At 68.8% G+C, this 6,491-nt stretch carries 5 protein-coding genes and 2 pseudogenes; 5 read left to right on the top strand and 2 right to left on the bottom strand.

The window, feature by feature from the left end:
* The 4 genes and pseudogenes from KME75_RS38925 to KME75_RS38910 all read left to right on the top strand — a co-directional run.
* Positions 1–268 (top strand): annotated as a pseudogene (locus KME75_RS38925) (IS256 family transposase); the annotation flags it as partial.
* Between the two features lie 655 nt (positions 269–923).
* A pseudogene (locus tag KME75_RS47250) lies at positions 924–1,822 on the top strand (Na+/H+ antiporter NhaA).
* 111 nt (positions 1,823–1,933) lie between these two features.
* Positions 1,934–2,260: a DUF3040 domain-containing protein gene (locus tag KME75_RS38915; RefSeq protein ID WP_219419947.1), complete on the top strand. Its 327-nt coding sequence runs from the start codon at positions 1,934–1,936 to the stop codon at positions 2,258–2,260.
* 36 nt (positions 2,261–2,296) lie between these two features.
* A complete protein-coding gene (locus KME75_RS38910; RefSeq protein WP_308283462.1) occupies positions 2,297–3,205 on the top strand; it encodes a slipin family protein in 909 nt (302 codons plus the stop codon).
* A gap of 4 nt (positions 3,206–3,209) precedes the next feature.
* Here the strand turns inward: KME75_RS38910 and KME75_RS38905 are convergent, their stop codons facing one another.
* The gene (locus KME75_RS38905; protein WP_219419946.1) at positions 3,210–3,377 is read right to left on the bottom strand and encodes a DUF1707 SHOCT-like domain-containing protein; all 168 of its coding nucleotides are present in this window, start codon (positions 3,375–3,377) and stop codon (positions 3,210–3,212) included.
* Between the two features lie 856 nt (positions 3,378–4,233).
* On the opposite strand from KME75_RS38905, the gene KME75_RS38900 reads away from it, so the two are divergent.
* A complete protein-coding gene (locus tag KME75_RS38900; protein ID WP_219419945.1) occupies positions 4,234–4,779 on the top strand; it encodes a hypothetical protein in 546 nt (181 codons plus the stop codon).
* 106 nt (positions 4,780–4,885) lie between these two features.
* Here the strand turns inward: KME75_RS38900 and KME75_RS38895 are convergent, their stop codons facing one another.
* Positions 4,886–5,617, bottom strand: a complete 732-nt coding sequence (locus tag KME75_RS38895; RefSeq protein WP_308283463.1) for an ATP-binding cassette domain-containing protein — start codon at positions 5,615–5,617, stop codon at positions 4,886–4,888.
* Between the last annotated feature and the right edge of the window lie 874 nt (positions 5,618–6,491).

The raw sequence follows: 6,491 nt of genomic DNA, 5'->3' as shown, positions 1-6,491 counted from the left end.
CCCGGCCGAGCACTGGATTCATCTGCGCACGACGAACCCCATTGAATCGACCTTCGCCACCGTCCGTCACCGAACCAAGATCACCCGCGGCCCCGGCTCGCGCGCCGCCGGCCTGGCGATGGCGTTCGAGCTCATCGAGGCCGCCCAAGCCCGCTGGCGCGCCGTGAACGCCCCACACCTCGTCGCGCTCGTCCGCGCCGGCGCCGTGTTCGAGGCCGGCAAGCTCGTTGAACGGCCCGAGCAACACCCACAACCCCACGCGGCCTAAAAAATCTTCATCCACAGGTCTTGACTATTGCTCCCCGGGGCCGGAGGTCTCGCATACCCGCGATGTGCGCTGTGACGTCGGCGACGACGTCCTCTTTCAAGAGCGGGCCGTCGGCTCCGGGCAGGTCTGTCAATGGCCAGCTGGTCTTCCCGGATCCCGGCTGGGCGGCCGCTTCTGGCGATCGGCGCCGGCCTACGGCCCGGTCTACGGCCCGGTCTGGGGCATGTCAGCGGTATCGGTGCGATCGCTGGCATCCTGCCTATGGCATAGCGATAGCCGGTGGCGGCGACTTCGCCGCCCCGGCGGGACTCGAACCTGCGCGGTGCCCCCGGCGGGGCTCGACAAGGATGGGAACGGGTGTGACCGGCGCGTGCATGCCGGATCGCTGATGGTTGAGAGCAGCTTCGTGCTCGAGGGGTGACTGATGGCCGTCTGGCGCCCGGTGCCTTCTCCGTCGTTCGGTATCGTGGCAAGCGGTTTGGCAAGCTGAGTTCCGAACTCGACCGACGTGGCGAGAAGTCACCGGCAGCGATCCGGTCGGTCGTGCAGACGCCACACCCCGTCGGGACGATCTGCGGTCAGTCCGGCGGCTTGGACCTGAACTCTGACGCTGGCGCAATGGGCGGCCGACGGGCCGCTCGCGATCTTCTTCTTCGTGGCGGGGGGTGGAGCTCAAGCGGGAGCTCTTGGCTGGGACCTGCGCGACCCGCGGCGCGCGTCGCTGCCGGTCGCCGCTGTCGTCGGGGCGATGGTGGTCCCCACGCTGATCTACGTGGTGATCAATGCCTCTGCGGGTAGCGGGGCGCTGGTGGGTTGGGCAGTCCCGGCTGCCACCGACATCGCGTTCGCACCCGCCGTTCTGGCTGGCGATCATCGACACCCAATCAGCCGCGGCGCGACGCACGTTCCTGCTCACCCTGGCCGGGTGGTCGACAACCTGCTCACGATAATGATTATCGCGGGGTCATCTACACCAGGGTCGCTGGAACCGGTTCCACTCTGGCTGGCCCTGGTCCCTCTCTGATGTTCATGCTGTTCGTGCAGCGGCGGGGGCGGGCGTGGCGGCTGTTGCTCCCGCTCGCGGTGATCACGTGTGTGCTGGTGGACGAGTCCGGCGTCGCTCGCCCCGTTGCAGGTGTCCTGCTCGGGTTCACCGTGCCGGTGATCCGCGCCGAGGGTCCCGGCCCGGGGCCAGCCGAGCAGTTCGTGCACCGCTTCCGGCCGCTGCCTGCCGGTGTTCGCGTTGTTCGCCGCCGACTGTCGATCGGGGGTGCCGGCGGGCTGGGAGCGGCCCTCGTGGACTCGGTGGCCCTCGGGGCCGTCGTCGGCCTGGTGGTAGGCAGGACCATCGGCGTGCTCGGCTTGACCTGGCTGGTGCCACGTTCACCCGCGATCAGCTCGCCGAAGGGTTTGAGTCGTTGGGACGTGCTGGGCCTTGCGTTGCTCGCCGGGGTTGGGTTCACGGTGTCGTTGCTCATCGGGGTGGTGAAGGGGCGCGCCAGCGACGCCGTCGGTGTGCCCGCCGTGTGCGAGGTGGACGAAGCGTGCGGCTGATCGGCGGATTGCCAGGAGTGGTCGGTAGGCCGTTTGGGGCCTACGCTGCAGGTAGGGCGCGCCGGGAAGGCTGGTCGGCACCAGCTGACTGCTGTGCGAAAGGTCCCGGCGATGACCAGACCCTCCAACTCCGGCCCCGGCGACCTCGACGCTCTGTCCTCCTGGGAGCGGCAAGTCCTCGCCGGCATCGAGGCGGACCTGGCCGCTGGCGACCCCTGCCTTGCCCAGGAGATGAGCAGCTGCGTTCGCCGTTCGACCGCGGAGTGGTGGCCGCTCTCGGCTCGGTGCACGGTGCTGCTGTTCGTCGTGCTGGTCGTCCTCGTGCTCGTCGGTGCGCTGGTGCCGGCGTCGTGGCGGGCCGTCCTCGGCCTGATCACCACGATCGTGGTGGTGCCGTGGATCCTGCTCTGCGCGATCGAGCATGCCAGATCGGACTGAAGGCCGTACGTCGTCGAATCGAAGGAAGTGGGATCTGTGCTCACGACGGTTCTGATCGTGGTCATTGCGCTGGTGGCGCTGCTGCTGGCCAGCGGCGTCCGGATGGTGCAGCAGTATCAGCGTGGCGTCGTCCTGCGCTTCGGGCGGCTGTTACCCGAGGTCCGTCAGCCGGGTCTGCGGCTGATGGTCCCGGTCGCCGACCGGATGGTGAAGGTGCCCGTCCAGACCGTGGTGATGGACGTCCCGCCGCAGGGCGCGATCACCAAGGACAACGTCACGCTCAGCGTCGACGCGGTCGTGTACTTCCGCGTGACCGATCCGGTGAAGGCGGTGGTGAACGTCGAGAACTACCTCGGCGCGATCTCGCAAGTAGCGCGGACCTCGCTGCGTTCGGTGATCGGGCGGGCGGACCTGGACACCATGCTGTCCGACCGTGAGCAGGTCAACGCCGAGCTGCGCGCGGTGATCGACACCCCCACCGACGACTGGGGCATTACCGTCGATCGGGTCGAGATCAAGGACATCGCCCTTCCGGAGAGCATGCGCCGTGCGATGGCCCACCAGGCCGAGGCCGAGCGTGACCGCCGCGCCCGGGTGATCGCCGCCGATGGCGAGTACCAGGCTTCGACCCGGCTCGCCGACGCCGCACGGGCGATGGCCGACACTCCCGGAGCGCTGCAGCTGCGACTGCTGCAGACCGTCTCCGACGTGGCTTCGGACCAGAACAGCACGTTGGTGATGCCGCTGCCGGTGGAGCTGCTGCGCTTCTTCGAGTACGCGACCGGCGGCACGGGTGATGCGTCCGTCTCCGCACCGGCCCTCTCGACACCGCCGACCTCCACACCGACCTCCACGCCGGCCGGTGTGCCGGCGGAGCCGCCTGCTCCGGTGGACGCCGTCGCTCGAGGGTCGGAGCGCACCGCTGACGACGGGGTGGGGAGGTAGGAGGTCACCAGAGGTCGGGAGGAAGGTCCTCGGTCAGAACCTCCAGCTCGCTGCGGATGCGCGCCGCATAGGTGGCTTGCATGCGTTGGTCGAACTCGACGATCGTGAGCCGTCCGTCCCGCAACGCTCGCTCAAGACGCCGAACGACGGCATGTCGTTCGGCGTCCGACACGCGAAGATCCCGGTACACGCCCGTCCCGTCCCTCGTCGGATGGGTCGAGGATAGGACCGGCCCGAGCGGTCCGCCCGGCGCTAAGGGCCGCCGTGCTCACAGCAGCCGCCTGGTGACGAGGCGCAGCAGCGCGAGGACGAGCGCGCCCTACTGAATAAGCCCGGCCACGTGGATAATCACCTGGCACTGCTGCGCTTGACATCGGTTTCACACGATCGGGGCCAGGGGAGGCGCGTTGACGCACGAGCGCACCGACGAGAACTCTCCTCCGCTGGCAAAAGGCGAGCGCCGCGGCGCAGACCGGCGCACGTGAGAGCGACTCGCCCTCGGTCGCCGTTGCCGCAGTCGAGAAGTTCGACCGGCACGGCGTCGCCGTGTACTCGCTGGCCAGGGCCATCGTGGGTGAGCCCGCTGCCGCGGAGGAGATCACCAAGGACGTGTTCGCTGCTGCCGCGCACGCCGGCGAGGGCTGCTTGACAACGCTGCTCGTGAACACCCATGAGCGCGCGGTCCGCGTCGTGCGGGATCGCCGGGCTGGGTCCGCCGCGGTGCCGCCCGCTGCCGGCACCGCGCCGGCGTCGGTCAAGAGCCTCGACCCCATGGCTTGTACCGCATTGGAGCGTTCTGCGTCCGCGGCTACACCGCTGCCGAAGCCGCCTCCCACTTCGGATGCTCCGCGCCACCGTTCTGCGGATCCTCCGGCAGGGGGTCGGCGAACTCGCCCCGTGACCTGACCGCGCCGTCCAGCTCGTGAACTCGTCGCGATACCGACTTGTGACCCCGGCACGCGTTTCCGCGGTGCCGGTCCGGCAAGCCCCATCGTGACCGCTGTCGGACACCGACCGAGGAGCACACCATGACGGGGACGAACGACCCCGGGATGAGGACGGCCCCTCGCCGCGAACTGGGCACCTCTGTCCTTCGTGGCGCGCTGGGCGGCTTGCTCGCCGGCGCCGTGTTCATCGGCTTGACCATGTGGTTCGCGGCATCGATGGGTAACCCGGCCACCCAGCCGTTCCTGCTGATCTCGACCATCCTGCTCGGCGCGGACGCGATGATGACCGGCGCGGCGAGCGTCTGGCTCGGCGTCGTGGTGCACGCCGTGCTGTCGATCGTGTTCGGCATCGTCTTCGCGCTGGTCGCGCCGCCGTTCGGGACCAACGGGACCACCGCGCTCGCGGGTGGCCTGTACGGCCTGCTGCTCTACGTGGTCAACTTCGTGGTGCTGGGGATGACGGTGTTGCCCCAGTTCCAGATGCCCAACCAGCCCTTCGAGCTGGTCGTGCACGTCGTCTACGGCCACCTGCTGGCGCTGTTCCTCTACAGCGTTGGAGCCCGACGAGGCGAGCGGTTTCTCGCCCTCGGTACAGGTGCTCGCCCGAGTGGCGCGTCCCGCGGCTGATCCCCGCGATGGTCTGGGCCCTGCCGGATGCGGGCACCTCGGGACTGCAGCGCCCGAGGATCAGTGCACTGCAGTGACCTTACGCGTCGCACCAGGCTGATAGCAGTCAGTGTCGTGCCCAAGCGATGGACGGCCAGACGAGCGGCGACCAGCGCGGTGTTACGCATTCCACAGATCGAACTGGATTCTGGCGGTGGGCCACTACGCCAACCTCGATACCCCACCCGACGGCGCGTTCGACCGGATCGCGACGCTGGCCGCGCGGTTGCTCGACACTCCGGTGACGGTCGCCCCGTAAACCGCGGCGCTCCTCGACCCCGTCGGCGCTGCCGATCTCGCACAGCTTCCGGTTGAGGATCTGGGCCTGCACCGACACGTCGAGGGCGGACAGGACCTCGTCGCAGACGATCACGTGCGGGTTCAACACCAGTGCGCGGCCGAGGCTGACCCGCTGGCATTTCCCGCCTGACAGCTCACCCGGTCGGCGATCGGCCACCGTGTCATGGTCGAGGCCGACGTCGGCGAGCACGTCCGCGACGCGCGTCCTTCGCTCCCGCGGGTCGCCGAGCTGCCAGATGTCCAGCGGTTCGGCGACGATGTCGCGGACCCGGCGGCGGGGGTTCAGCGACGAGATCGGGTCCTGGAAGACCATCTGCAGCCGGGGTCGTACCGCGCGCATCTGCTCGCGGCTCAGCACGGTCAAGTCGGTTCCCTCGAACCGCACCGTCCCCGCCGTCGGAGGCGGGCCCTGCAGGACCGCCCTGGCCAGGCTGGACTTGCCGCATCTCGACTCGCCGACGACGCCGAGCGTCTCGCCGCGGTGCAGGTCGAAGTCCACGCCGGACAGTGCACCCGCCCGCCGTTCCCTGTCCGACCAGCTCACTGCCGCGGAAGGAAGGAGTTGACGGTCATGCCCTCTGAGACCGGCTGCAACGGACGACGCGGCAGCCTCACTGGTCGGGGATGGCGTGCGCAGGTGTACCGAGGCACTCGGGGAGAATCACCTCGAGGTTAGCCGTCATCCGCCCGTGCGCGGGCCGGGCTCGGTGCGACGACGCCGGCAGCGGAACACCCAGATCCAACCGGTCATTGCCTGCACGCGGACAACAGAACCAACAATGGGCTGAAGGCGATCATGCCCATGAGGACCCCGAGGGTGCCGACCACGACGGTGAGCACCGCGGTGACCTTGGCCCACCGCGCCTGGGCCGGGAGCGGCCGTCAGGAGATGAGCAAGGTCGGGATCGCTGGCCTGGAGCTGTTGCTCGATCGCCTCGAGGATATCGTCCTGGTTGAGCATGTCGCCTCCAGCCCGCGAACTCTTCCGGCTTCGCCGAGGTGTTGCGCGTCGGCGCCCGGGCGAAGTCAGTCAACTCGCCGAGATGACCCGCGCGAAGCACCCACCCGCCACGGTGACGACACGGGTGATGACAGAATCCGTGCTCAGCGGAGCTCCTGGTGAAGAGGATGTCTTGGAGGACGACCTCTCTTACCGGAGCTCCGCTCCCATCTGCGGCACCAACACGCCGACACCAAGATCCTTGACCCTCGACCGAACCCGCTAAGGGCTTGCAGAGAAATAAGGCGCTGCTTCTCGTCGTGGTCGTCGTTGGTGTGGTATGGCCATACCGGTGGAGACTCAGCACTCGCTGTCCGTGAAGTTCCAGGCGCTGTTCCCGCACCTGGACGAGCGGCAGCGGCGGCTGCTGGCA

This window comes from Pseudonocardia nigra, from assembly GCF_019396355.1.
Classification (GTDB): domain Bacteria; phylum Actinomycetota; class Actinomycetes; order Mycobacteriales; family Pseudonocardiaceae; genus Pseudonocardia; species Pseudonocardia nigra.
Note: the sequence above shows the minus strand (reverse complement) of the source record. Positions and strands in the feature narration are given on the sequence as shown.

Bases quoted from the DNA above. Each gene is read 5' to 3' on its own strand.
- KME75_RS38915 (WP_219419947.1), top strand. From the start codon at position 1,934: ATGACCAGACCCTCCAACTCCGGCCCCGGCGACCTCGACGCTCTGTCC.
- KME75_RS38900 (WP_219419945.1), top strand. From the start codon at position 4,234: ATGACGGGGACGAACGACCCCGGGATGAGGACGGCCCCTCGCCGCGAA.